The organism is Allobaculum sp. Allo2 (assembly GCF_022701175.1).
GTDB lineage: Bacteria > Bacillota_I > Bacilli_A > Erysipelotrichales > Erysipelotrichaceae > Allobaculum > Allobaculum fili.
Genome location: NZ_CP078088.1, coordinates 497364 through 521079, shown reverse-complemented (window position 1 = coordinate 521079; position 23716 = coordinate 497364). Strand labels below are relative to the sequence as shown.

The window sequence follows — 23716 nt, the reverse complement described above, 5'->3', positions numbered from 1 at the left end:
CCGTTCGAGACGTCCAGAGTATTCGACCCCTTTGGAATACAGGCAAGTTGAACAAAAAGGAATGGCTGGGCAGGCTTTAGAGAAGATCGCACTCGTCCTCGGAATCCAGATCGCATTCCATCAGCTTCTGTCCCCAGTGGGAGAAAGAAAGAAGGACGGGAACGAGCTCGCGAGAAAGTTCGCTCAGAGAATAATCAACACGGGGCGGGATTTCGTTGTAGGCATTGCGTTCGATCAGGCCTTCCTCTTCCAGATCTTTCAGGGTATTGGAAAGCATGACGTTGGTTATGCCTAACGCCTGGCGAAGCTGACTGTAGCGCAGGGTTCCGTTGACACACAGAACGTAGATCACAGGGATTTTCCATTTTCCCTCCAGCGCCTTGCATGCCCGTTTCATCGAACATTCATCATCTTTATAAATAATCAGTTTCTGCATCGTGCACCCCTTTCGTGGGCTATCTTACCATGAACGGCGGCTCCTATGGTATACATAACTTTGTTAGTATGTTTTTTGATAGTATTTACATTTTCCGTACCAGTTATATATACTGTCTACTCATTAGAAAGTGAGGATTTACAAATTGAACGACAAAAGAACAGAATCACCTTTTCTGCGAGTTGCCGGCACGTTTATGCTGCCTGATACAATCCTCCGGCTGAAAAATCTGCCGCAAAACGAAATCGAACGACTCCTGCAGGAGCCCTTCGCAGTTTTCAGCGGTGAGGACGATCTCGCTCGACCGGGAAATGACAATCTCCGCGCGTACGGTCTGCTTTGCGAAGCGACCGGGATCGAAAAGGAAGAAGACGAAAACGTCCTGATGGTCAAGGCGCTCAAGCGTATCTGCATTGTTTCGCGCAGCGCAGACGGACCCCTCTGCGAGTGGACCGAAGCTCCGGCCATCGATGATCTTGACGACAAATCCAGGAAACAGATGGTTTCCTATATCAAAGAACTTGTTAAGGAAGTCTCCTCGGGCTTCCAGGGCGGAAGACATCTGGCCCGCCGGGTGAATGAATACTCTTCTCTCAACCAGCTGATCGCCTTCCTGTCCCAGTACATCAACATGTCGACGGCGGAATGCTACGGGCTGATCTGCATGGATTCCGATAAGGAACGCGCGCTTCGCTTCATCGACTATCTCCTTCGCCAGAAAGAGGAAATTACCCTCAACATGGAAATGAACGAGAAGCTGTCCAGAGAAGCGAGCGAGTTTTATCGCCGTCAGGCTCTGCTCCGTCAGCTGAACGCCATCCAGAGCGAGCTCGATGAAAGCGACGAAGCCGGCGAGACCTCTCCAGATTCCGACTACAAATCCCGCATTGCCGCTTCCGGCATGTCCGAGGAAAACCAGAAGGCGCTTCTCGAAGATGCTGCGCGCCTGAAAGCACCAACCCGCAGTCCGCAGAAGCCGAACTGCTCAAGAACTACCTCGAGTTTGCACTCTCTCTTCCCTGGAAAAAGGAAGAAATCTTCGAACCCGATCTGCAGAAAGCCCGCGAAATTCTCGATGAGCGTCATGCAGGCATGGAAAAAGTCAAACAGCGCATTATCGAGCACCTTGCGGTCATGAAACTGCGCAAGACCAACCGCGGCAGCGCCATTCTGCTCGTTGGTCCTCCCGGAACCGGCAAAACGTCTCTGGGAAAATCCATCGCCAAGGCGCTCCATCGTCCGTACACCCGTCTGTCCTTAGGCGGCATCCGTGACGAATCCGAAATCCGCGGTCATCGACGTACGTACGTCGGCGCCATGAGCGGCCGCGTGCTCAAGGCGATGAAAAACGCCAAAGCCACCAACCCGGTAATGATTCTCGACGAGCTCGACAAGATGATGGCCGGCGGCTTTGCGGGCGATCCTTCGGCAGCCATGCTGGAAGTACTCGACCCGGAACAGAACGACACCTTTACCGATCACTACCTGGATCTGCCTTACGATCTGAGCGATGTCATGTTCATTGCCACCGCCAACTCGCTCGACACGATCCCCGGACCGCTGCTCGACCGTATGGAAGTCATTTCCCTTTCGAGCTACACGCCTTCGGAAAAATTCGTGATTGCCAAAGACCATCTGCTTGGCGAAGTGATGGAAGAACACGGCATCGACGCGTCTCAGCTTCAGATTGAAGACGATGCGATCCGTGAAATCATCAATTCCTACACGATGGAAGCCGGATGCCGCGGTCTGAAAAAGCAGCTGGCGAAAATCTGCCGGGTCAAAGCGGTCGATATGGTGGAAAACGCCGGACCGGTACGCGTAACGAAAGACGATCTGGCGGACATTTTCGGTCCGATCGCTGTCCGTCACGAAAAAGTGAAGGAAAGCAATCCAGTCGGCGTCGTTACGGGTCTGGCCTGGACGGCTGTAGGCGGCAAAGTGCTCTACATTGAAGCGGCTTCGATGCCCGGCAGCGGCCAGATGATCCTGACGGGTCAGCTGGGCGATGTCATGAAGGAATCGGCACGGATTTCCTATTCCGTACTGAAATCCCATCTGCCGCTCGATACGCTCGAATTTGCCAAACAGGATATCCATATCCACTTCCCGGCTGGCGCCACGCCAAAAGACGGACCGAGTGCCGGCATCACGATCATGACGGCTCTGGCTTCTCTGGCGTTAGGCAAACCGGTCGATTCCCACATCGCGATGACGGGCGAACTTTCGCTTTCCGGCGAAGTGCTTCCGATCGGCGGTCTGAAGGAAAAACTGTTCGGGGCCATGCGTGCAGGCATTCGCAAAGTGCTGATTCCGGCTGACAACGAACGCGACCTGGCTGAGGTGGACGAAGAAGTCAAAAACGCTCTGGAAATCATCCCGGTTTCCCGCGTGGAAGAAGTCCTCGCTCATACCCTTGGCGTGCACCTGCAGACACCAAAACTGCCGGCGCTCGCTGCCGTAAACGCCACCGTTTCGATCTAGGCACAGATTTAAGACTTGACAGAGGCATATTGTCTCTTTGAAGACCATCCGATTTTTGAAAACTGCAGTTTTTCAGGAAAAGGCGGCCTGTCCTGACGGGGATATCCCAATCTTTCTTAATTTCTGAAAATATGAAAGCGCATGTGTTTCTGCGAATTTCGCAGGTTTCATGCGCTTTTTCATGGCTTTACGTTTATCTTTTTAGGATTGGTTTCCAATCGCATTTTGTTGATTTATCTACTCCATTGTTCATGAGAAAACTATATCTAAATAAATTATCTTTATCTTTGCAAAATTGATGACTCCTGTAATGACACTGCTATCTTTATACGGTTTTATCATTGGGATCGTATATTTTTAAAGTTTCTACTGTAAATGCAAATGTTAATATTTATATCTTATTTTGTGTTTTCTTTCATCTTAATCAACTGATTCTTTCAGAAACAGGTTTAAAAGTTGGACTGGATGCTGTTTTTTTGATTATTTCGAACATTTTTAAAAGGGATTCTTGGTTTTGTTTACAAAATAATCCAATCCCTCTAAGATTGCATTGTAACTCAATTGAAAGGAGACGAATGGAATGCTGAAAAATAACCTTGAGCTGGATATTAAAGTGAAGGCTGTACAGGCTCAGATGACGCAGGCCAAACTGGCCCAGGCGATTGGAATCACCCCTTCCTACGCCAACCGAATCATCAAAAACAACGAGAACCTGATCAACAAGACGTTCATCAAAATTCTTGAAACTCTTGGCTATGATATTCTACTGACCTACGTCAAACGCGACGATTCCGCTGACTCCACAACCGCCTGACCCCCGTCGGGTCTCGGCTGAATCTGTAATCCTGTAACATGGCCGGAGTCCCTTTCAAAATCCGCTCTGCCGCTTCCCTGACCGGAAGCGGTTTTCTTTTGTTTGCAAGATCCGCGAAAAGGCACTCGTGCGGTCTGCTCAAAAGCTCTGCTTCTTCGGGCAGCCGCGGACGCTGAGAAAATGTCCGTCCCCTTCTGCCCCATTCCGTCCAGATCCAGTTCAGCCCCGTTTGGTCCCATTCTCTTCTATTTTGTCCAGTCCTGTTCTGTTTCATTTCGACATAGAAAAAACACCGGTTTTCGGCGCGAATCGTTCGCTGTGAAAACCGGTGGGACGGATTTGTGTTCCTGTTTTGTTCCGCTCTGCGGTTTAGAAAATCAGGCTTCTTCGGCCGATTCTGCCGGAATGCGTCCAGCGGCTTCGAGCCAGCCTTTTACTTTCTGGAGCTCATCCGGGAACGTCTTGAAGTCTTTCAGCTTCCACGTCCAGTTGGGCACGTCTTCGTTTTCCGGATCGTTAATGCGTCCCTGTTCCTTGATGCCGAGAATATCCTGCATGGCAAGAAGAACGAGAACGGCTTCGCTGTTGATCGCAAAGTGGCACACGAGGTCGTGGAACGAACGGTGCTCGTATTCGCGCTTTTTAAAGAAGCGGCGAAGGGCGATCTTGCGGTTATTGGTAAAGGAAGCGTAGTCCTGTTCAATGGTCGGGGTGTCATAAAACGAGGTGTAGACCGCGGAAAGCGGGGCCGCTGCCTTTTGAGCAGTTTGGTTTCCATACGGTACTGCAGAACATCCATGACCGGAATGGAAAATTCCTTTTCCATTTCCTTGAGCGTCGGACGCATCAGACCCTGATCTTCGGCAGTAAAGAGCACGTTGGGAAGATCGTTCTTGATCATTTCGAGCAGCGGACGGCCTGGTCCGGCGGACCATGCGCCGTGTTCCGGGTTGCGGTCTTCTGGGACTTTCCAGATAAAGTCAAAGCCCTTGAAATGAACGATCCGCATCGCGTCGAAGTTCCTGGCGGTCCAGATGAATCGATTGCGGAAGTTCACGTACTGCTCTTCCTTGATGTAGTCAAAGTTATACATCGGCTTGTCCCACACCTGACCGTGTTCGTGGTAGTGATCAGGCGGGCAGCCGGCCAGCTGAATGGGTCTGCCGTCAGGCTGTACCATGAATTCCCGCTTGTGCGACCAGACTTCCATGCTGTTCATGTTCACGTAAAACGGAACATCCTGCATGAGCCGGAGGCCTTTCTTGCGCGCGTACGCGGTAATTTCGTCAAGCTGCTTATAAAAAATAAACTGCAAAAACTGAATATAGAACACTTCTTCGACGTAAGGACGAAGGTTGATGCCCTGCTTTTCCGGCCATACCTGGTAATCGAGTTCCCACTCGGTCCAGCCTTTGCCGTCGTTCAGATTGCGGAACAGTTCATAAACGGTCCAGTTGTTCAGCCAGAACGCTTCACGCTTGAACTGTTCGAATTCTTCTTTCCATTTTTATAGTTTTTGCGGAAAGCCTTAAAGGCTCTCTGAAAAAGGGTTCTTTAAACTGACGGACTGTATCGTAGTCCACAGCGTTTTTAAACTTGTTGCAGTTGATGACGCTGCTCTGGGTCAGAAGTCCCATCTCCGCCAGGCGATCAATATTGATGTAAATCGGATCCCCGGCATAGGCAGTTACAGCACTGTACGGCGAATTGTGTTCGTGTACAGGATTGATGGGAAGCATAGACCAGATCTTGAATCCGGCATCTGTCAGTTCATCGATCATCATCTGAGTTTTCTGTCCGAGGTCTCCTATTCCCTGGTTTCCAGGAACTGAAAAAAGAGGAAGAAGGACTCCAGCTTGTCTTTCCATTAGTTTCACCTGCCAAATCTATTTCGTTTTCATTATTTCTTTTCTGTATAATCACGGATATTTTATCATAAAGCGTATTTTTTAACGCATTTATTTTAGTTTTTCTGTTCTGTCCGGCATAATAATTGACAATGAATTGATAATTATTTCGAATTCGATTTTGTTTACCATCCATTAAAATTCGCGATACCTCTCGTAATTTTCAGCTCATTTTGTCTTCGCGCAGAGTGAGGATTTTTCTCACTTTTATCTGCTTGCTTTTATTGTGCATAAAAATTGTCTTTATATGATGTTAAATCTCTCAAAACCTGTTAATTTCTCACATTTTGTCCCGGAGCGGATTCTGAAGGGATTCGGCCGCGCCTTCAGCCGGACAGAAATGCGCGGCTTTCGGCAGTAAAAAGCCCGCAGGCCTTGCGGCTTTGCGGACTTGAAGAAAAACAGGAAAAGGGAAATACTGATGCGGCTGGAAAATCGAAAACGGTTTTCCGCCGTTTTTTCTGTTTGGAACGATCTAGTCGAGCTGGTCTTCGACCGCTTTAATGCGGGCGGCCAGACCGTCGATGACGTGAAGCGGCATGGAGCAGACGGCGATGCGAATGCCCTTGTTGACCTTGACGGTGTAAATCTGGTTTTCCATCAGGGCCGCATGCAGGCGGTCGCACTTGTCATTGTCCATTGCGAGCGTGACGAAGAAGCCTTCCTTGTACGGGTAGTGAACCAGACCGGCTTCTTCGGCCTGTTTTACAAACAGATCCGAACGGGCTTTAAGCAGATCCACATACTTCTGTTTTTCTGCCAGGTATTCATCCTTTTTCGTACGCATGATCGTCGAGAACGTTTCCATGGCGCCATTGTTGACGTTCGACCAGGTCGCGCGGGCGGTCTTTTCGAAGACGACTTTCAGTTCGTCCACGCCTTCCTGCGTTTTCGCCATCAGAATGGCTGCACCGCAGCGCAGACCGTAAGAGGTCAGCGATTTGGAAATGGAGAAGGCAACGATTACAGCAACGTCGTCCGAAATCTTGTCGAAGCAGCGGAAATATTCCTTGGCTTTCGCACCTTCATAGGCAAAGTCGATGTAGGCAATATCATTGATCAGAACGACCGAATGGGTTTTGGAGCATTCGTTCAGGAATTCGATCACGTCTTCCCATTCTTTTCTGGTCATCGAATAGCCGGTCGGATTCTGGCACGGGTCATTGATGATCAGAACCAGACGGTCCTGCTCTTCCATGACGGCTTTGCATGTCGCCTTCAGGGAGTCGAGATTGAAATGATCGCCTTCAAAGAGCGAATACGATTTCGTTTTCAGATTGTGCATCTGCGCCATGAGGGAGTAAGAGCCCCAGGCGATTTCCGGAATGATCAGCGTCTGACCGGCTTCGAGGCAGTTTTCAATCGACATGCCGACCGCACCGGTTCCGCCTGGCGTGGCGATGACTTCCTTATACAAATCGGAATTGCCGTCGAGCACCCAGTCCAGAACATCTTCCTGGAAATCCGGGTTTCCGGTAAAGCTGACCGCATATTTGGCCAGTTTCTTATTGTCGAGCGACTTCAGCGTCGAAAACACAGTATCAAACGCGCACAGAACGCCGTCTTCGGTATATAGCGAACCGATAACCGCGTCGGTTACGTTTTCCGCGCCCAGTTCTTCCTTGGCCTTTTGGCCTGATCCACGATCGCAAATACTGTGTCCACAATCGGTTTGCGGTTTACGCTGTCTTTTACAAAACTCATAACTGATCGTCCTTTCTGATGGAATAGCTGCCCAGTGAACGGACAGACGTACAGACGGCACTTAACGCCTGCAGACAGGCTTCCACATTCTGTCTGGACGTATGACCGGCCAGCTGTACGAAGAAATAATATTCAAACGGCCGGCTCTTGACCGGGCGCGACTGCAGATTGTCCATGTTGAGATCAAAAGCGGCAATGACGTTAATGGCTTTCGCCAGAGCGCCCGCGCTGTCCGGTACCGTCAGAAGCAAAGAGGAAACCTCATTTTCCTGCGCATTCGGAACGGCTGAAATGACCAGAAAGCGGGTGGTATTCGAGGCGCTGCCTTCGATGTTTTCGGCAAGAATGTCCAGATCGTAGAGGCTCGCGTTGTCTCTGGCTCCAATCGCGGCTTTTGCCGGATCGGCCTGCTGCGCGATATACTGGGCAGCCATGGCGGTATTCGGATAACAGATCGTCTCCACGCCCAGCGCGTCCAGGAACGTCTTGGACTGCCAGAGCGCCTGATCTTTCGAATACACCCAGCGCACCTCCTTGAGCTGCGCCCCTTTACGCCAAGCAGGCACTGGCGTATGCGGATGTCCGCGGCCTCAACAATGTACAGGCCGGATTCGAAAAGCAGATCGAGCACTTCGCCGACCAGACCGGAATTCGAATTTTCCAGAGGCACAACGCCATAGCGGACTTCGTTTTCCTGCACTTTCTTAAACACGTCCGCAAAGCTCGCGCAGGATACGGCTTCCGCCTGCGGAAACAGCGTACGGGTGGCCGAGCAGGCAAACGCGCCTTCCACGCCGCAGTAAGCCACTTTGTTGGCGTTGAGCATCTGCCGCTGCTGTTTTTGGATAGATCCATCAGCGTCTGCATCCATTGGGCAAAATCGCCCTTCAGATCCGGCTTGCTGATTCTCTGTTTTGCTTTTTCGAGAACCTGCGCTTCACGGCTTTCATCAAAGACCGCCATGTCGTGCTTTTTTTATAGGCAGCAACGATTTCCGTGAGTTTCATACGCGCTTCAAAAAGCGAAGCCAGCTGCTCGTCAATCTTATCAATTGTGTTTCTTGCTTTTTCAAGCGAATTCATAGACATCACCGTGCCTATTCTATCATCGCGTCTTCTGGCGATTCGATTGTTTTCCTTTTCCGGCATGGTACGCGGGAGAACTCAGGCGGATTCCGTCGGATTCTCTGCGCTTTTACACGTTCTCTTACGCGTTCTTTTCCCGTTCTTTTTCAGATTCTCTCGATGGGGATTCTTTTCGCTCTGGAGGGCCAGATTCGGACAGAAAAGCAGGAGGCTGCCCCGATGAAACGCCTCCTGCTTTTTGCCGTTCTTTCGATTCACTTTGCCTGCGGATAATAGAATTTGTAAAAGTTACTGAATCGATGCGACCAGTCTGCGGACTTCTTCCAGTTCCGGCTAGCCGGCAGCATCGCCATCTCTGTCGTTTCCTCCAGCCAGAACATGGCCGATATTTTTCCAGCGGAGATGTTCGGCCAGATGATTGTAATAGTCCAGGACATCTTCAAACTCATCGCCGGCGGCAGACATCAGCAGCGCGCAGGCCCGACCATGACCGCGCAGAAGATTTTCCCTGCCTTCTTCGAGCGCGACCAGCCGGTCAAACGCCGCACGAAGCTAACCGCTGAGCGTCCAGTAATAGAGCGGCGAAGCGAGGACGACGACATTGCTTTCCTTAATGGCCGGATAAATTTTAGCCATATCGTCGTGCTGTACGCACGGCATTTCCAGCGCGCTGTTTGCGCAGAAGCAGCCGCGCCAGCCGTGGATGTTCATATCGTCCGGGATCGTCCGGGAAAAACTCCGTGACCGTATGGGCCGCGCTTTTGCCCCTTCGCTGAAGGCTTTCGTCAGCGCCGCGGTATTTCCTTTTCTTTGCGGACTTCCATTGAGAATCACAATGCGTTTTGCCATGGCAAGACCTTCTATTTCTTCAGCAGGCCGGCTCCGGAATGCCAGGCCTGACCGACTGGTTCGCCGCTGGCGTAATAACCGTTTCGCATCGAATCGAAGACAAAGCTGTTCAGCTTGCCTGCATCGATGCGTCCCTGCTCATCGAGAACGTCCTCACTGGCGAGGATGTTGACGATTCGTCCAAGAATGCGCAGACCGTACGGCTGTTCCTGCATTTCCACAGCTTCACATTCGAGCGTCATGGGATACTCCGTGATAACCGGTGCGTCGACATGTTCGCTCTTCACAGAATGCAGGCCCGTACGCTCGAACTTATCCGGAACGCGATTCCCGGACACCGTGCCCAGATAATCGGATTCGCGAAGCGTCTTTACTGACGGTACAGCCAGGGTAAAGGCGCCTTTCGCCTTAAGATTGGCGACCGTTTTGTGCTCTTCAGCCAGATTCAGCGCCACCATGTCTTCGGCGCAGATGCCGCCCCAGGCCATCATCATGATGTCGGTAGTTCTGTCCTCGTTATAAGTGCCGATCATATAGGCAGGCATCGGAAACAGCCAGGGGTTTACATTAAAGCTTTTGCCATATCAAATCCTCTTTTTGTCTGTATGAACTTTGCCCTCAAGCAGAGTGTTCTCTGCTGCAAAGGGCGTAAAGGAAAGAGGCAGGGCAGCGCTTCCGGTTTCGCCGGTTCCTGGCCAGGACGGCGGTTTGGAAAGAACCCAGACCGCGTTTGGGGCTGTTTCTTCCCTCCATGGCCTTTGGCAAAAACATCCGAATGGGGGCCCATCCTATTTTCTTTATGCCCTCTGTTTTTCTTTATGCCCTCTGTTTTTTCTTTATAATGGACTCATTATGAAAAAGACTGCAATTCTTATCCCCTGCTATAACGAATCGGCCACAATCGAAAAAGTCGTCCGCGATTACGCCGAAGCGTTCCCGCACGCAGAGATTTACGTATACGATAACAACTCCTCCGACCACACCGATGAAATCGCCAGAAACGCCGGCGCCATCGTCCGCTACGAACACAAACAGGGCAAAGGCAACGTTGTCCGCAGCATGTTCCGCGACATCGATGCCGACTGCTACATCATTGTGGACGGCGACGACACGTACCCGGCCGAAGATGCCAGGAAACTGGAAAAAGCCGTTCTGGAGCACGGCGCAGACATGGCCATCGGCGACCGCCTTTCTTCCACGTACTTCACCGAAAACAAACGCCTGTTCCACAACACCGGAAACCGTCTGGTGCGCGGCCTGATCAACACGTTTTTTGATTCCAACGTCCGCGACATCATGACAGGTCTTCGCGCATTTTCCTGGGACTTTGTAAAATCCTTCCCCGTTACGTCCAAAGGCTTTGAAATCGAAACCGAAATGACGATTTTCGCCCTCGACCACAACATGAAGCTCGAAGAGCTGCCGATCCGCTACCGCGACCGTCCGGCAGGCAGCGTTTCCAAACTGAACACGATTTCCGATGGAACGAAAGTTCTGTACACCATCGGCCGTCTTCTTCGCGATACGCGTCCGTTCGCGTTTTTCAATACCATCGCCATTATTCTGATGATCATCGCCCTCGCGCTGTTCATCCCGATCTGGATTGAATTCCTCAACACCGGTCTGGTGCTCAAAATGCCGACACTGATGATCATCACGATGATCGCCCTGTTCGCCTTCCTGAACTTCTTTACCGGCGTAATTCTTACGTCTCTGCGCAAATCGCAGAAAACGCAGTTTGAGCACGCGCTGACGATGATGCGTCTGGAACACGACCAGGACCGCCGTCTGGAAAAAGCCATTCACGATCAGAAAAAGTTCGACAAGAAGCTTTCCGGTGAAACCGAAGAATTGATTCTCGAAAATACGCTTTAAGCATCGAATGAAGCAATCGGTCCGCTGACGCACGCTCGCCTGCACTTGATCGCCGCTTTCCATCCCCTTTCGCCCATCGCGCCAGCTCAGGCTGGCGTTTTTTATGGGCGGATGTGCACGAATCACCCGAACCGCACGAAAGAAAGAAGCGCAGAGCCTATTCGGGCGGATTCGTTCTCGCATCTCCTTCGTTCGCCAGGCCGGTTCGACCGGAATCGAACGGATTTTCCGGTCTTCGTCTTTCTCTTTTCCAGCGGCTTTAAAATGACCGTTTGGTGCATTTAAAAATCAATTTGTCCGGGCGATCCTTCCCGATATTCGGATGTCGTGTAAAGGAATGCTAAAATAGCGTGTAAAAGGAAACCGATTATGAAACTGAATGTAAATCTTCCCGGCTCCTCGTATCCCATCTGGATTGAGCGCGGAGCTTTGCAAAACCTTTCTTCACGCCTTGAGACCAGCCGTCCGTCGATTCTGGTCTGCGATTCCGGGATCCCAAAAAATGGGTGGATCTGGCCGCAGGACAGTTTGATCATCTGGACGTTTTTTGTTTTGAGCAGGGCGAAGGTTCGAAAAATCTGCAGACTTTCGAACAGCTGCTGATCGCTATGTGCAATGCCGGTCTCAACCGCAAAAGTCAGGCCATCGCGCTGGGCGGCGGCGTCGCCGGCGACATGGCTGGCTTTGCTGCTGCCTGCTACATGCGCGGCATTGATTTCTATAACATTCCCACGACCGTTCTCTCGCAGGTCGACTCTTCCGTCGGGGGCAAGACTGCGGTCGATCTCGGACCGGTCAAAAACATCGTCGGCGCCTTCTGGCAGCCAAAAGCCGTCATCATAGATCCCGACGTTCTCTCTACGCTCGATGCGAGACAGATTTCAGCCGGTCTAGCCGAAGCGCTGAAAATGGGTTTGCTCTTTGATCCCGAACTCATCGCGATGTTTGAACAGGATACGCTCGATATCGACGCCATCATTGCCCGTTCGATCGATCTGAAGCGGATCGTCGTCGAACAGGACGAAAAGGAAGCCGGCCTGCGCAAGGCGCTGAACTTTGGTCACACCATCGGCCACGCCATTGAAGGCAGCTATCCGGACCATGACTATCTGCATGGCGAATGCGTTGCGACAGGCATGCTTTACTTTATTGAAAATCCTCAACTCAAAGAGCGCGTGCTGCGCATTTACGAGAAGCTCCATCTTCCGGAAATTCATGACTTTGACCGTCAGGAAGCGTCCCGCCTCATTCGCAGCGACAAAAAGGAAACGATACCGGCATCGCCTGCGTCATCGTCGATGAACCCGGCCATTTCCGCTTTGAGACCCGGGATGTTGGGCATCTCGATCAGATGATGGAGGAAGATCCGTATGAAAAACACATTCGGTGAACAGATTGCGCTGACCATTTTTGGAGAAAGCCACGGCGAAATGATCGGTGCCGTTCTGGACGGACTGCCTGCCGGCTTTGCAATCGATCTGGACAAGCTGAACTTTGAAATGGAAAAGCGCAAAGCCAAAGGCGCCTTATCCACAAAGCGGCAGGAAGCCGATCAGGTCCGGATCGTCTCCGGCTTTTCGAAGGCCATACGACCGGCACCCCGCTCTGCCTTCTCATTGAAAACACCAATACCCGCTCGCAGGACTATGCGAAGCTTAAAACGCGCCTGCGTCCGGGCCACGCGGATTGGAGCGCGTTTGAAAAATATAACGGCTGGCAGGACTATCGCGGCGGCGGTCACTTTTCCGGCCGGCTGACCGCGCCGGTCGTTGCCGCGGGTGCGATCTGCCGCCAGATTCTTGAATCCAAAGGCGTGCACATCGGCACCCAGATTCTCCAGCTTGGTCATGTCAACGCCGTTTCCATGGCCAGTCTGAACCCCGCCGAGCTCGAATCGCTGCTCGATAAGCTTTCCGCGCTGGAATTTCCAGCCGCGGACGATGAAGTGAGCGCGCGCATGCAGGAGGTCATCGAAAACGCTTCGGCCGAACTCGACAGCGTAGGCGGAATTTTGCAGACGGGCGTTACCGGCTTTCCCGCCGGTGTAGGCGAACCGTTTTCGACTCCGCAGAAAGCCGTCTCTCGCACGGGCTTTTCTCGATTCCCGCCATCAAAGGCGTCAGCTTCGGCGCCGGCTTTGGCTTTGCGTCCATGACGGGCTCGCAGGCCAACGACCCGATTCAGGCCGATGACTGCGGAAACCTGTATACCGAAACCAATAACAACGGGGGCATCAACGGCGGCATTACCAACGGCATGCCGATTTTGTTTCAGACGTGCATCAAGCCGACCCCTCGATTTATCTCGAACAGGACAGCGCGGACTATCAGACCCGACAGAACGTCAAGCTGGCGATCAAGGGCCGGCACGATCCGGCGATTATTCACCGGGCCAGAGCGGTCGTTGACGCCATGACCGCCTTCTGTCTGCTCGATTTGTGGATGACTAAGGAAGCGCTGCGCCCGTTTGAAGCGCCTGCTTCTGGAAAATCCGATTCGAAACCGCAGCCCTCTGCAGGGGATGGAAAGGAGACTGTGTAATGAAAGTCTGGATTGAACCCTCCGATCTTGAAGGATCGCTTCGCGTTCCGCCTTCCAAATCGCTCGGCCACCGCGCCCTGATCTGCGCCGGTCTGGCCGACGGCGAATCCGTCATTACCCATCTTGGCCATTCCAAGGACATGGAAGCCACGATCGGCTGCCTGCAGGCTTTAGGCGCGCACATTGAAGAAGACCCCGGCTCTGGCCCGCTTTTTCGTACCCTTCATATTCGCGGATGCAATCCCGCAAAAACGATCCCCAGAAGCCGGCAGTGCTGGATGCCTTTGAATCCGGCTCGACGATCCGCTTTCTGATTCCGATCGCCGCTGCCGGTCCGGAGGAAGTCCGCTTTCTGGGCAAGCCGTCCCTGCTTTCCCGGCCGATGGGCGTCTATGCGAACATCTTTGCCGAACAGAATCTGAAATTTGAACAGTCCGGCGAAGCCATCACGTTCCAGGGCCCTTTAAAAGCGGTCTGTTCACGCTCGATGGCAGCATTTCCAGCCAGTTCATTTCCGGACTGCTTATGAGTGCACCGCTTATTGGCGGCGCGGAAATCGCGGTGCTTCCGCCGTATCAGTCCCAGTCCTATGTGCGCCTGACCGCGGACATGATGAAGACGTTTGGCGTTCACATCGAAGAGCCCTCAGAAAACGGCTATCGCATCACGCCCGATCAGCACTATCAGCCGGCCAGCGTAAGCATCGAAGCCGACTGGTCGCAGGCCGCATTCTTTCTCGTAGCCGGCGCGCTGGGCGCGTCCATTGTCGTCGAAGGTCTTAATCCCGATTCCCTGCAGGGCGATGCCGTCATCACACAGGCCATCGAAAAAGCCGGCGGAACGCTCCACTGGACCAGTCAGGGCCTGCAGGCTGTCAAAGGCCGGCTGCACGGCTTTACCTTTGATCTAGCCGACTGTCCGGATCTTGGACCGATTCTTTGCGTGCTCGGCGCCTGTTGCCCGGGAAAAACCGTTCTTACTCACGCTTCCCGGCTGCGCTACAAAGAGTGTGACCGGATTGCGGCGATGGAAGACGAACTGCGCAAATGGGGCGTGGACATTACGAGTACGGAAGACGAAATTATTATTCATGGCCAGTCTTCCTACTGTCTCGATCATCCGGCTGTCATCGACAGCCATAACGATCATCGCATCGCCATGGCAATGGCCATTTTCGGTCTTTGCGCGAAAAGTCCTGAACAGATTCAGGATGCCCAGGCCGTCACGAAAAGCTATCCGCATTTCTTTAACGATCTTCTGGCTTTGAAAGGAAAGGTAGTACGTTCATGAAAACTGTCGGTGTTGTCGGTCTTGGCGTAATGGGCGGGTCCTTCTGCGGACGCATGAAGGAACTCGGCTGGCGGGTTCTCGGTTTCGATCCCAACGGACATTCCCTTCGTCAGGCTAAGGAAAGAGGCTGGATTGATGAAGGCTTTGCGGATTTCTCTTCCGGTCTGAACCAGTGTGAAATGGTCATTTTCTGCATTTATCCCACCCTGCTCAAAGACTGGATCGCCGCATGGCAGAGCCACTTTGCACCCGGCACGCTGCTGCTGGAAATCAGCGGCGTTAAGCGTGCGGTCATGGAGCCGGTTCAGGAAATTCTTCGCGACGACCTTGAGCTCATGTCCATTCACCCGATGTGCGGCCGCGAATCCAAAGGCATTGAATTCGCCAATCCGGAAATTTTCCGGCAAGCCAACTTCATCCTGATTCCGCACGAAAAAACACAGCGTCCAGCATCGTCAAGGTCAGCTCTTTAGCCAAGGACCTCGGCTGCAAGAACATTTCCGTTCTTTCCGCCGAAGAGCACGATGAAATGATCGCTTTTCTCTCCCAGCTGACGCACGTGATCGCCGTTACGCTGATGGATACCCACGAAAATGAGCATCTGGTCGAATACACCGGCGACTCGTTCCGCGATCTGACCCGCATTGCTTCCATTAATGAGGAAATGTGGAGCGAACTCTTCCTGCTCAATAAAGATCTGCTGCTCAAGGAAATCGAGCAGTTCCAGACCACGCTTGAAGACTTCAAGGAAGCGCTCAAAAATGACGATTCCCGGACGATGAAGGAAATGATGAAGCTGTCCACCAAGCGCCGAAAGAAATTCGACTAGCCCAGGACCATCCATTTCTCTGCACATAAACCAAGCCGGCCGCAGTTCAGACTGCGGCCGGCTTTTCGTGTATCTGTATCTCTGGATTTCCAGGTTTGTGTATTTCTGTATTTCTGTGTTTCTGGACTGATTTTGGGCAGGAAGCGCCTGCAGGCGGATCTACTGAGCTTTTCCGTACCAGCCGACGCCTTCATCTTTCCAGCCGATATTCTGCAAATAATCGCGTTCATGCGCGTCGGTGGTGTAGTGATGGGCGCCCGCGCCGGTCGTATTGGGATTGTACAGACGAAGCAGCGCCTGTCCTCTGGCGTCATCGGAATACCAGCCGATGCCCTCGCTTTGCCAGCCGGCGTTTTGCAGGAAAATATATTCCTGCGGATCCGGCGTGTAGTGATGATCGCCGGCGTTGGGATTGTACAGACGGTACACCGGCGTGTGCGACTGTACGGGCGCGATCCACGCCAGTCCTCGTCGTTCCAGCCGATGCTCGAAAGATAATTCCGTTCGCGCGAATCGGCGGTGTAAAAATGTTCGCCGGTGTTCGGATTGTACAGACGGTACATTGCCGTGCTGTCTTCCGGCCTGATTTCATCTTCTCTCGGTCCGCCGATATCGAAAATGAACTCCCGCGAACCCGTATAGTCCCGCTTCCCCGTCAGACGGATCACAGCGCGGTGCGTGTCGAGATTGACGGAAACGACTTCCGCGATGTAGTCGGCCGGATCGGCCGGCTGCCGGGTTTCCCGGATGAGAACGCGCATGTTGTCCTCAAGCTGCTGGGCGTTCTGAATTTCGCGTACGTGATCGACCTCGATATCCAGATTCCGTACCGTATCCGGCAAAATCTGGAAGTCAACCCGCTTTTCGCCCGCGTAGGCGCCGATGCCCGTCAGAATGACGGTTGCGGTGCCAGCATGCACATTGTGCAGAAAGCGCAGGGTGTAGTTCCAGTTTTCGCTTAACGGCACGCCGTCGAGAATCGCGGAAATTTCCGGACGGATTTCCTGCCCGGTAAACGTCTGATCGTCGATGGAAAGTGAAAGTCTGGACAGATCTTCCTTGCGGTAGACCGCATTATGCAAAATGCCGGTGCAGTTGTTTACGCCGGTAAAGGTAAAACGCCAGACGTACGCCTGCCCTTCCCACTCGACACGCGAAAGGTCCACCGTATAGTCGCTGCGGGGAATTTCCACGCCGTCACAGACCAGAATCGGATCGTCTTCGTCGATCTGCTGATCGAGATCCGCGTAATCGGGAATTCCCTCAATCTGGACGCCGTTGCTGATGGAGCGGATGGAAATGCGGAACGTCTGGGAAAGCGCTCCGGAATAGTCTCCCATGCCGATCGCGGTGATCGTCGCTTCGCCGGCGTTCACATTGTTCGTATAGTGAAGCCGGTAATCCTGGCCTTCCACGAGCAGGGTTTCGTTAAACCAGAGGTTTGGACGGGGCCGAAGCGCCTTTCCGGTATAGATCAGATCGTCCAGACTGGACATCCACGCATTTTCGAGCGTCTTCGGTCCGCCCCAGGTTCGAACCAGTTTTCCTTTGTAATTGCCTTTGCCGGTAATCGTCAGACGGAAATAATCGGTTCCCTGCGCGCTGGTCACCTGTTCGTGCGCCACCGTGTAATCCTGATTTTCGATAAGCGGCGTGAAGCCGTTCTGTACGTACGGCTGTACGTTCTGAAGTTCAGACAGACTGTTTACGGATTCGGGAAGACTGGAGACGACGGCATTGCCGATCGACTCGGGACGAATCTGGAACGTCTGGGTAATCGTTCCGCCATAACTGCCGATGCCTTCGATGACGACCGAGGCTTCCCCCGCGTTGCAGTTGTTCACATAACGCAGCGTGTAATCCTCACCTTCCTGCAAAATGCGTCCGTAGGAAAGCGTTACCGGCGGAGTGAGCGGTTCTCCCGTGTACGTGACATCCGCAATGGGATACGTATCGGCCAGCACATCGATGCGCATGGGGCCGAATACAAGCTCCTGCTTCTCGCCGCAGTAGTTACCGATCCCGCGGATCATCGCCTGATACGGCGTGTGATAATTGTCGCCCAGCGGCAGCTCTTCGCATTCCACCGTGAAGTCGACACCTTTGACCAGCTGATGGCCGTCGCATTCGACTTGCAGGTCAGCCGCTTCGAGTTCGGCCAGACTGCGCACCATTCCCGGCATTCCCGAAACGGATCCCGATTCGATGGATCTGGGCGCAATCTCAAACGTCGTTCGTACGGTTCCGGAATACTTGCCGCATCCCGTCGCGATGATTGTGGCGGTTCCCGCGTTCACATTGTTCTGATACTGCAGGGTATAGTCCTGGCCTTCGATCAGAACGGCATCGACCAGGGTGACCGTTGCTGCCGGTGTCTGCGCCTCGCCGGTATACGTGCAGTCTGGCACATTGGAAAGTACTGCATTCACAAAGAGCGGGGCGTCGGGCAGCTGGCGAATATAGTCTTCTAAAAGCCGGCGATACTGCGCGACCGTATAGCTTTGCGCGGGTGCGCTTCGATAATTCATAAAGTTCTGCAGTTCCGTACCGTATTCCTGTCCGCGGTAGTCCTCAAAGGGAATGTACGCCGCGCCGGCATACGCGTAATTTTGAATCAGGTTCGCATAGTGGCCATACGTCGGATCGTCCAGACTGGCTCCCGCTGTGCTTTCGTACCGTTCCTTTTCGTAGTAATACCAGCCGTCAAAGGAATTTCGCGGCATTGCCAGATTGCCTCGCTGAAGCATGTCGAGATCGGGCGATCCAAAATTATCGAGGTTTTCCGCCCAGCTGATCCAGCCGGCGGGCTTGGATACCCAGTCGAGGGGCGCATGATCGTAATTTTCGTTTTCGTGATACTGATCGTACGACCAGTTGGCCCGAATCTGCGAATGCGCCATCAGGGCGTCCGTGATCCTGTATTCGCTCTTGCCCAGAAAGCGGCGGATCGTGTTGGCATCCTCGAGAATATCCAGCGACTTCAGCATGTTTTTCAGACTGGTCGCGTCGTGTTCGGCGCCCATTTCGGTATACGCCGCTTTTTCGTTCAGAATCTGGAGCGCCTCGCTCTGGTTTCGATACGCAAAAAGCCGCGGGATCCGTCTGCGTAGCGATAGCTGCTCGCCTTCTTTCGCACGCTCTCCTGCGGCTGCGATGCCGCTTCAGAGTCAGCCGACAGGACCGCATCTGGATCGGCGCTTTGCGAAAGGGCTTCAATCATTGGCCGGACTTCTCCGGTTTCAGGCAGCGTTTCTTCCTGTGCATTCGGGCCGGACGTTCCATAAATGGAGTATGGCTGGCTCAGCAGCGAAAGCGAGAAGATCACCGACAAAATCTTTCGTCCTTTTTCATTTCCGTCTCCTTTCTCAAATTCCCTGTTTTTGTACACTGCCGCCTGCCCACAGCGCGCAGCCGCTTTCTCTTTTCCCCTGTTTTCGTTCGCCTGGATCCCCTTAAAATCCTTTGCCTGTCGGCGTTTCGCTTTTGGAAATCACACGGTTTTCTTTTTAAAAACAACGTCTGTTGCTGAAAATACATTGTCGTGCGTATTTGAAAGAACGAAACGTCTTTTTCTATATTCAGCATGAGCGTATCGCGAGCGTTTTGCTTTATTTTTGGTTTTCTCTTCCCGTTTTCGGGCAAAACTCCTGTCATTCTGTACGAAAAAACGATCAGATCCGCGATAGATACCGGACCTGTGTACCTTATTATTTTCGATTATTTTCGCTCTAATAAAGGGCTGCGGCAGGCTTCCTGCGCAAGGGCAAACCTTATCGGTCTGTCTTAAGAAATTGTTGAGAGGTATTCTCTATTTCTTCCATTGGCAAAGCCGTTCTGGACCTGTATCTTCAAACTGTTCTCTTCTGCAAGACAGGATTTTGTCGTTCATTTTTGAGGACTGAAACAGATGGGTACGATATTGTTACAGAGAATGGATAAATTTTTCTTCCGACCTTCTTACCCGCTTTTCGAAGAAAAATCCAAATTTTGTGAAATTGACGAAGGCTGGCACTCTTACTGTACTTGTGCTAATTCTGCGTCATAATAGGATTCATTCAAACAGCCCCCGGATCGAACCGCGTTCGAATCCTGGAATGGAGGTTCCATGAACTTTTCTCAAAACAAAAATGGCGGATCGAAAAAGCCCGCCAGAAAGAACCTGAAATATCTGATCCTCACCTTTGCGATGATCATTGTTTTCTGCCTTCTGCTTTTTCCCTCCACAGTTTTTAACCGTTCTTCTTCGGCTGTGCCTTATTCTCAGTTTGTTTCGGAAGTTACGGACAAAAAAGTGGATGAAGTTCAGATCAGCGGCGATACCGCCCGTTATACGCTGAAAGGCGACGAAAACAAAGTCTACACCACAACCCTCATCAACGATCCCGGTCTGGTGGACCGCATGATCGAAGGGGATGTGAAGTTTGAAGAAATTCCGCAGCGGGAAAACAACGTCTTCGTAAGCGTTCTGATTTCCCTGCTTCCCTGGATTCTCATCTGGGGCATGGTCTGGTGGCTCTTCCGCTCCATGCGAAAGAGAATGTCTTCCGGATCCGCGGATTTCAAGTTCACCAATCCATCGGATGACGACGGCGATGATGACGGCGGCTCCGGTGGCGGATTCCCGTTTGGCGGATTCGGCAATATGGGCATGGGCATGGGAAAATCCAATGCCAAAGTCTATAAAGGCGAAATGACCCACACGACGTTCAAGGACGTTGCCGGCCAGGATGAAGCCAAGCAGAACCTGCAGGAAATGGTCGACTTCCTGAACGAACCGAAAAAGTACACCGAAATCGGTGCGAAAATGCCAAAAGGCGCGCTGTTAGTCGGCCCTCCGGGAACTGGTAAAACGCTGCTGGCCCGTGCGGTAGCCGGTGAAGCCGGCGTTCCGTTCTACTTCATTGCCGGTTCGGAATTCGTGGAAATGTTTGTCGGCCGCGGTGCTGCCCGCGTTCGCGACCTGTTCAAGGAAGCGAGAAAGCACGCGCCCTGCATTATCTTTATCGACGAGATCGATACGATCGGTAAAAAGCGTGACGGTTCCGGATTCAACGGAAACGACGAACGCGAACAGACGCTCAACCAGCTGCTCGCGGAAATGGACGGCTTTGACGGCTCGAAGGGCATCGTCCTTCTGGCAGCCACCAACCGTCCGGAATCGCTTGACCCGGCGCTGACCCGTCCGGGACGTTTCGACCGCCGCATTCCGGTTGAACTGCCGGATCTTGAAGGCCGTCGCGAAATCCTCATGCTTCACGCCAAAAACGTCAAGACCTCCCCGAATATCGACTACAACATGATCGCCCGCGCTTCCGCCGGTACGTCCGGTGCCGACCTGGCCAACATCGTTAACGAAGGCGCTCTGCTCGCCGTCCGCGACGGACGCAAGCAGGTGACCCAGCGCGATATGGAAGAAGCCATTGAAATCGTCATTGCCGGCGAACAGAAGAAAAACAAAGTTATTTCTCCGCGCGAACGCATGATTGTCGCCTACCACGAAATCGGTCACGCGCTGGTTTCCGCCTACTGCACCGATGCCGCACCGGTTCACAAGATCACCATCATTCCGCGAACCAAAGGCGCTCTCGGCTACACGATGCAGGTGGATGAAGAAGAAAACAACCTGCTGACCAAAGACGAGCTGTATTCCCGCATCGTTACGTACTGCGGCGGCCGTGCCGCGGAAGATCTGATCTTCCACTCCATCACGTCCGGCGCCAGCAACGATATCGAAATGGCGACCAAGACGGCCCGCATGATGATCACCCGTCTGGGCATGTCCGATCAGTTTGGCATGACCGCTCTTGAAACGGTCAACAACCAGTACCTTGGCGGCGACACTTCGCTCGCCTGCTCTTCTGACACTTCCGCAGCCATTGACCGCGAAGTGATCGAACTGATCAACAAAGCCTACAAAGAGGCGTACCAGATCCTGAATGACCACGTCATGAAACTTCATGAACTGGCCAAGTATCTGTACGAAAAAGAAACGATCACCGGCGAAGAATTCACGGAAATTCTTCATAAGGACGAGGATTCCGAAAAGCAGGCTTAAACCCGAAGCCGCAAAGCTGTACTTGATTACGAACAGAGGCCGATTCGTCTGCCTCTGTTTTTTTGCAGGCTGCCATCCTGTTCTGAACCGACCGGACTCTGCAGGGAGGATCAATATGATTTGACCGAAAGACAGAAATCCTATTTAAAAACGAAAAGGAGAATTTTTATGAAGCCGGAAAACGCAGAATACAATTCTTTAAAAACCAGGCAGACGGTTTCGAAGCCTGCATCCAGAACCGGGATGACACTGGCGATGCCCCTTCTGATTGCGGCGGTCAGCCTGAGCAGTTTTGGCTTTTGCGCACTGCAGGCCAAAACAAGTGCAAAAAGCAGGCAGAGAATTCGGCCAGCCGGACCGTTCTTTCGGATACACTTTCCACGATGGCTGTACATCTGCGGGCTACCGTGGAAAAGAGCACGCAACCGGACGAAGAAAAATTAACCAGCGCGAAAAGCCGGAGCAGATTAGCGACGAAACGTTTTACGCGCTCAAGGAAGCGGCCTTAACCCCTGGGCCCGATCAGCAGAAAGCCTACGCTCTCTTTCTGGACGCCGATCAGTACACCGATGCGCTTCTCGCCTTTTTCCTTCGCGATCCGGATCGATACGATTTCATTCGAACCTGGCCGCAATCGGCAGACGCACAGTATCAGACCCCTGTCTCTTCCCTTCAGGAAAGTCTGAAGAGCGTCCCGCGCCTTTTACAGTGGGACGTACGCTGGGGCTGGCAACCGCTGGCCGATACCATGATCTGGGTGGGCGGATGCGGCCCGACGTGCCTGTCGATGGTCGCTTCCTGGCTCAAACAGGATCCGACCCTGACGCCGCGGGTTCTAGCCGATCTGGATGTTGCGCTTGGCGATTACTATCCCGGAATGGGCACCTCCTCCGCCTTCTTTCCCGAAGCCGCTGATGCGCTGGATCTGAACCGTGAAACGCTGCCGGTAGATACGAACGCGCTGCGGCAGGCGCTGGAAGCCGGCAAGCCTGTTATTTTGCACATGCTTCCGGGCACATTTACCCGAACGGGTCATTTCATCGTGGCGACCGGTCTGGGAAATGGACAGCTTCGCATCAACGACCCCAATTCCATCCGTCACAGCGATACGCTCTGGGACATCGATGCGGTTCTTAGCGAGTGTTCCGAGCTTTGGGCTTTCTCCAATCCGCAGTAAAACCGCAAACTCTAAGAATCTGTTTCTCTGGCAGTCTCCTGTTTTGGCAAGGCTGCCTTTTCTTTTTGTTCCCGATCCAGGCCGTCAGGCCATCGGCGGTTTCAATTTTCATGCAGCCGTGAAAACTCTGCAGATGGACCATGCCATGATCCGCGGTATTCAGACGATCAATGCCCAGTTCGCTCAGGCGCAAAAGTACTTCATTGGACGGATGCCCGTACCGGTTTTTATAGCCGGCGGAAATCAGAGCCAGCTGGGGATCGCATTCTTTTATGAAGTCCCAGGAAGAACTCGTCGAAGAGCCGTGATGACCAAGTTTCAGCACGTCCGAAGACAGGACATACCGATCGAGCAGCTGCTCTTCGATCGCTGTCGAAGCATCGCCCGTCCAAAGATAGAAAAAGCCGTCGAAGGCGAAGCGGCTGATCAGGCTCTGATCGTTTTCGTCGTCGGGATCGGCCTGTCGCTGCGGCAGCAGCAGTTCGAATGGATAGTCGACCGGAACGATCTGGCCGCTTTCCTCGATCTTCTTCTTTACGGAAAACTGTTCGCAAAGCGAAGCCGCCGCTCCGTTATGGTCAAAGTCGCCATGCGTTACGATCAGCGCGTCGAGCTGAGAAATCTGGCGGCTTTGAAAAACGGGATAAACAGCTCGGAGGCATTGTCATGAT

22 protein-coding genes and 6 pseudogenes are annotated in these 23716 nt (G+C 52.8%); 13 read left to right on the top strand and 15 right to left on the bottom strand.

Annotated features, from left to right (window positions below):
• Positions 1 to 76: 76 nt before the first annotated feature.
• Positions 77 to 436: a helix-turn-helix domain-containing protein gene (locus KWG61_RS03145; RefSeq protein WP_230266499.1), complete on the bottom strand. Its 360-nt coding sequence runs from the start codon at positions 434 to 436 to the stop codon at positions 77 to 79.
• Positions 437 to 632: 196 nt separating this feature from the next.
• Between KWG61_RS03145 and KWG61_RS17015 the strand changes: the two are divergent.
• The 3 genes and pseudogenes from KWG61_RS17015 to KWG61_RS03135 all read left to right on the top strand — a co-directional run.
• Positions 633 to 1088: pseudogene (locus tag KWG61_RS17015) on the top strand (LON peptidase substrate-binding domain-containing protein); the annotation flags it as partial.
• Positions 1089 to 1315: 227 nt separating this feature from the next.
• Entirely contained in the window at positions 1316 to 2920 is a 1605-nt protein-coding gene (gene lon / locus KWG61_RS03140) for an endopeptidase La (RefSeq protein ID WP_367614322.1), read from the top strand.
• A 580-nt stretch (positions 2921 to 3500) separates the two neighbouring features.
• Positions 3501 to 3734: a helix-turn-helix transcriptional regulator gene (locus KWG61_RS03135; RefSeq protein WP_230266497.1), complete on the top strand. Its 234-nt coding sequence runs from the start codon at positions 3501 to 3503 to the stop codon at positions 3732 to 3734.
• Positions 3735 to 4264: 530 nt separating this feature from the next.
• On the opposite strand, the pseudogene KWG61_RS15860 reads toward KWG61_RS03135, so the two are convergent.
• The 10 genes and pseudogenes from KWG61_RS15860 to KWG61_RS03095 form a co-directional block, all read right to left on the bottom strand.
• Positions 4265 to 4669 (bottom strand): annotated as a pseudogene (locus KWG61_RS15860) (hypothetical protein); the annotation flags it as partial.
• Positions 4561 to 5196, bottom strand: a pseudogene (locus KWG61_RS15855) (4-alpha-glucanotransferase); the annotation flags it as partial. The pseudogenes KWG61_RS15860 and KWG61_RS15855, both read right to left, overlap by 109 nt.
• A 10-nt stretch (positions 5197 to 5206) precedes the next feature.
• The gene (locus KWG61_RS03125) at positions 5207 to 5602 is read right to left on the bottom strand and encodes a 4-alpha-glucanotransferase (protein WP_256460763.1); all 396 of its coding nucleotides are present in this window, start codon (positions 5600 to 5602) and stop codon (positions 5207 to 5209) included.
• A gap of 514 nt (positions 5603 to 6116) precedes the next feature.
• Complete coding sequence (locus KWG61_RS03120) at positions 6117 to 7178, bottom strand: pyridoxal phosphate-dependent aminotransferase (RefSeq protein ID WP_367614250.1); 1062 nt, start codon at positions 7176 to 7178, stop codon at positions 6117 to 6119.
• A gap of 163 nt (positions 7179 to 7341) precedes the next feature.
• Positions 7342 to 7596, bottom strand: coding sequence for an ACT domain-containing protein (locus KWG61_RS03115; protein WP_242745531.1), 255 nt, complete (start codon positions 7594 to 7596; stop codon positions 7342 to 7344).
• Between the two features lie 93 nt (positions 7597 to 7689).
• Positions 7690 to 8171: pseudogene (locus tag KWG61_RS03110) on the bottom strand (prephenate dehydratase domain-containing protein); the annotation flags it as partial.
• A gap of 61 nt (positions 8172 to 8232) precedes the next feature.
• A complete protein-coding gene (locus KWG61_RS03105) occupies positions 8233 to 8427 on the bottom strand; it encodes a chorismate mutase (RefSeq protein WP_242744903.1) in 195 nt (64 codons plus the stop codon).
• 336 nt (positions 8428 to 8763) lie between these two features.
• A complete protein-coding gene (locus KWG61_RS15850) occupies positions 8764 to 8895 on the bottom strand; it encodes a hypothetical protein (RefSeq protein ID WP_255658098.1) in 132 nt (43 codons plus the stop codon).
• Between the two features lie 87 nt (positions 8896 to 8982).
• Positions 8983 to 9279: a flavodoxin family protein gene (locus KWG61_RS03100; RefSeq protein WP_230266491.1), complete on the bottom strand. Its 297-nt coding sequence runs from the start codon at positions 9277 to 9279 to the stop codon at positions 8983 to 8985.
• Positions 9280 to 9290: 11 nt separating this feature from the next.
• Positions 9291 to 9824, bottom strand: coding sequence for a flavin reductase family protein (locus tag KWG61_RS03095; RefSeq protein WP_242744902.1), 534 nt, complete (start codon positions 9822 to 9824; stop codon positions 9291 to 9293).
• A 307-nt stretch (positions 9825 to 10131) separates the two neighbouring features.
• On the opposite strand from KWG61_RS03095, the gene KWG61_RS03090 reads away from it, so the two are divergent.
• The 8 genes and pseudogenes from KWG61_RS03090 (at position 10132) to KWG61_RS03055 (ending at position 15813) form a co-directional block, all read left to right on the top strand.
• Positions 10132 to 11154, top strand: a complete 1023-nt coding sequence (locus tag KWG61_RS03090) for a glycosyltransferase family 2 protein (RefSeq protein ID WP_230266489.1) — start codon at positions 10132 to 10134, stop codon at positions 11152 to 11154.
• Between the two features lie 506 nt (positions 11155 to 11660).
• Positions 11661 to 12509: a 3-dehydroquinate synthase family protein gene (locus KWG61_RS03085; RefSeq protein ID WP_242744901.1), complete on the top strand. Its 849-nt coding sequence runs from the start codon at positions 11661 to 11663 to the stop codon at positions 12507 to 12509.
• Positions 12510 to 12524: 15 nt separating this feature from the next.
• Positions 12525 to 13694, top strand: a pseudogene (gene aroC / locus KWG61_RS03080) (chorismate synthase).
• Complete coding sequence (locus KWG61_RS03075) at positions 13694 to 14008, top strand: hypothetical protein (protein ID WP_242744900.1); 315 nt, start codon at positions 13694 to 13696, stop codon at positions 14006 to 14008. Before aroC ends, KWG61_RS03075 begins: the two are co-directional and overlap by 1 nt.
• Positions 13966 to 14223 carry a hypothetical protein gene (locus KWG61_RS03070; RefSeq protein WP_242744899.1) on the top strand — a complete coding sequence of 86 codons (258 nt, stop codon included), beginning with the start codon at positions 13966 to 13968 and terminating at the stop codon, positions 14221 to 14223. Before KWG61_RS03075 ends, KWG61_RS03070 begins: the two co-directional genes overlap by 43 nt.
• Complete coding sequence (locus KWG61_RS03065; RefSeq protein WP_367614249.1) at positions 14220 to 14984, top strand: 3-phosphoshikimate 1-carboxyvinyltransferase; 765 nt, start codon at positions 14220 to 14222, stop codon at positions 14982 to 14984. Before KWG61_RS03070 ends, KWG61_RS03065 begins: the two co-directional genes overlap by 4 nt.
• On the top strand, positions 14981 to 15457 hold the full coding sequence (locus KWG61_RS03060) for a prephenate dehydrogenase/arogenate dehydrogenase family protein (protein ID WP_242744898.1): 477 nt from the start codon (positions 14981 to 14983) through the stop codon (positions 15455 to 15457). The genes KWG61_RS03065 and KWG61_RS03060 overlap by 4 nt, the downstream gene beginning before the upstream one ends.
• A 56-nt stretch (positions 15458 to 15513) precedes the next feature.
• The gene (locus KWG61_RS03055; RefSeq protein ID WP_367614248.1) at positions 15514 to 15813 is read left to right on the top strand and encodes a prephenate dehydrogenase dimerization domain-containing protein; all 300 of its coding nucleotides are present in this window, start codon (positions 15514 to 15516) and stop codon (positions 15811 to 15813) included.
• 159 nt (positions 15814 to 15972) lie between these two features.
• Here KWG61_RS03055 and KWG61_RS17010 read toward each other — a convergent pair whose 3' ends face one another.
• From KWG61_RS17010 to KWG61_RS03045, 3 genes and pseudogenes are all read right to left on the bottom strand, one after another.
• Positions 15973 to 16242 (bottom strand): hypothetical protein, encoded by a 270-nt coding sequence (locus KWG61_RS17010; RefSeq protein WP_367614321.1) that lies wholly within the window; start codon positions 16240 to 16242, stop codon positions 15973 to 15975.
• Between the two features lie 50 nt (positions 16243 to 16292).
• A pseudogene (locus KWG61_RS17005) lies at positions 16293 to 16376 on the bottom strand (hypothetical protein); the annotation flags it as partial.
• 2483 nt (positions 16377 to 18859) lie between these two features.
• Positions 18860 to 19144, bottom strand: coding sequence for a hypothetical protein (locus KWG61_RS03045; protein ID WP_242744896.1), 285 nt, complete (start codon positions 19142 to 19144; stop codon positions 18860 to 18862).
• Between the two features lie 774 nt (positions 19145 to 19918).
• On the opposite strand from KWG61_RS03045, the gene ftsH reads away from it, so the two are divergent.
• Both ftsH and KWG61_RS03035 read left to right on the top strand, forming a co-directional pair.
• Positions 19919 to 21868 (top strand): ATP-dependent zinc metalloprotease FtsH, encoded by a 1950-nt coding sequence (gene ftsH, locus KWG61_RS03040; RefSeq protein WP_230266480.1) that lies wholly within the window; start codon positions 19919 to 19921, stop codon positions 21866 to 21868.
• 322 nt (positions 21869 to 22190) lie between these two features.
• Positions 22191 to 23045, top strand: a complete 855-nt coding sequence (locus KWG61_RS03035; RefSeq protein WP_242744895.1) for a C39 family peptidase — start codon at positions 22191 to 22193, stop codon at positions 23043 to 23045.
• Here the strand turns inward: KWG61_RS03035 and KWG61_RS17000 are convergent.
• Positions 23002 to 23646: a ComEC/Rec2 family competence protein gene (locus KWG61_RS17000; protein ID WP_367614320.1), complete on the bottom strand. Its 645-nt coding sequence runs from the start codon at positions 23644 to 23646 to the stop codon at positions 23002 to 23004. The genes KWG61_RS03035 and KWG61_RS17000 overlap by 44 nt on opposite strands.
• Between the last annotated feature and the right edge of the window lie 70 nt (positions 23647 to 23716).